1 protein-coding gene is annotated in these 2,164 nt (G+C 69.1%); it reads right to left on the bottom strand.

Annotation, left to right across the window (positions count from 1 at the left end; translation table 11 throughout):
* Nucleotides 1-104: 104 nt before the first annotated feature.
* Nucleotides 105-1,877 (bottom strand): M28 family peptidase, encoded by a 1,773-nt coding sequence (locus IRZ30_RS17070; protein ID WP_294086911.1) that lies wholly within the window; start codon nt 1,875-1,877, stop codon nt 105-107.
* Nucleotides 1,878-2,164 lie beyond the last annotated feature (287 nt).

Consider the following 2,164-nt stretch of genomic DNA (forward strand, 5'->3'; position numbering starts at 1 on the left):
TTTTTTTATGTGCCTGTTTCTAAACAAACACCCGACCTTCACCCCCCCCGCCCCCCCCGTTTTGGGGGGGGGGCCGGTCGGTGCGTGTCGGCTGGGTCGGCGCGTCAATTTGCTGCAAGCGAGTTGGCCAGCGCGGTGGCCTGCATCAGCGCATCCTCGATGCGGTTGCGCTGCCGCAGGAGCTGAGTGCGCAGGAACCGGTAGTCGTCGCTCGCCGGGTCGAGGGTCGCCAGCTCCTGAACCGGCGCAAGGCCGGGCAGAACCGGCAACTGCAGCGCCGGGTCGAACTCGTAGGCGCCGGCAATGGTGAACAGCGCCGGGTTCAGGATCCGGGAGAGGGCGCGCATGCCCGCGTTCAGGTGGGTCGGGTCGCTCCCCTCGGCCGCGACGCGCGCTGCCTTCTCCCGCAGCCGCAGCGCCGCCTCCCGGAAGAGGTCGGCTTGCTGCTGCACGGGGGTGAGGTCGAGGTGGGCGCCGCCCACATCCTGGAAGTCGCGCAGGTGGTTGATGAAGTCGTTGGCCACCGGGACGAAGTCGTAGGGATGCAGCGCCGGGACGCACATGCGGGCCGCCATCGTGACGTAGAGCCGGGTGTCGTCGGCGAGGATCTCCGGGTCGGCCTTGTCGAGGGTGTCCTCCGGCGAATGCCACCACCAGGCGCCACCGCAGCCGCCCACGGCCTTGCGGTCGGGGTGGTCGATCGGCAGCATGCGGAAGGCGCCGAGCGAGGGGAGTCCGACGCCCAGGAACGACTGGTCGCCTGCCTTGAGCGGCCTCCGCACGTTCGGCTCCTGCCCGGTCAACTCCTTGACCGCAGCGCGGGTCAGGTGCTCGATCTCGCCGCAGGTGTAGCGGCAGTCCCAGATCTCCGTCTCCCGGACGCCCGGGGAGTCGATGTTGAGGTAGCCGAGGCAGTACTTGCGCAGTTCCATGAAGTGAGTGTCGGCGTACCAGGTCGATCCGGCATAGCGGCCGGTGGAATGGCCCGGCCACCAGGCGAAGCGGACGCCGTGGCGCAGGTGCTCCCGGTGCTTGCTCAGCACGCGGGCCATCTCGATCAGCGCGGCGTCGCCGGTCGCGTTGTCGGTGATGCCCTCGTACCAGGAGTCGATGTGCGCCCCGACGAGCAGGAAGGTGTTCGGTTCGCTCCCGGGGATATCCGCGACCACCAGCGGGAGGCGCATCCAGGCAGTGTGGACGTCGGCGGTGATGCGCACCCGGACCGTACCGGCCTCACACATTTCCCGCAGGCGCTCCCCGTCGGCATGAGTCACACCGAGGGCCGGGATGCGGGGGATGCGCGGCGCCGAGTCCCGCGTGGGTGTGCCCCAGATGCTGGTGGCGATCATCTCGTGGATGACCGGCTCATCCGACGGCCAGATGTGGATGTGAGCGAGGGCGCCGCGCTCCTGGGCGCGGCGGACGCCGTCCGGCCCACCGTCGGCGGTGATGACGATCTTGCCGCGCACGTCGCGCCCGGCGTAGTCCCCGGCGACGGCCCGGTGGCTGAAGATCATCTCACCCTTGGCGGGCTTGTTGAACGGAATGAAGACCAGCTCGGCTTCGATGCCCTCCGGCGGGGTCGAGGCGCCGAAGGAACGGGTGCGGACGGGGATCTGCTGTGCACCGCCCTTGTCGTCGAAGACGGTCAGCGTGCCCTCACGGGGCCAGGAGATATAGCCGTCGAACTCCAGGATCTCGGTCGCCACCCCGTACTCGCGCATGCGCTCGGCGATGTACTCCGCCGCGCGGCGCTCATCCTCGGAGCCGCTGTCGCGGAAGAGGCGGCTGAATACTTCGAGATGGCCTTTGAGCCTCTCGGCCGAGACCTCGTCCCGAAGCGCCTGCTCCAGCGTCGTCAATGTCGCGTCAACCATGGCTTCCAATTCCTCCGCTCGTCGCGACTGGTCTCCACTGCGCCATGGGCGCAGTCCAGTCTTTCGGTTTCGCATGATCCCACAGCGCGTCATAGGTGCGATCATGCGCGCTCGCTGTCCCAGCGGGCAAAGGAACGGCGCCGCGGGGTGTCCGGCGGCGCCGTGATCAGGCTGGGAGCGATCAGACCGTGGCGGCCTCGACGGTCTCGCGGGCCAGGTGCAGGGTCCAGACCAGGCGGTTCTGCCCGCGGGTCAGATGCGCGCGCAGCACCCCCCGCCGGTGCGGG

It is taken from the genome of Sphaerobacter sp. (genome assembly GCF_019683595.1).
Taxonomy (GTDB): Bacteria; Chloroflexota; Chloroflexia; order Thermomicrobiales; family Thermomicrobiaceae; genus Sphaerobacter.

Bases quoted from the DNA above. Each gene is read 5' to 3' on its own strand.
- IRZ30_RS17070 (WP_294086911.1), bottom strand. From the start codon at position 1,877: ATGGTTGACGCGACATTGACGACGCTGGAGCAGGCGCTTCGGGACGAG.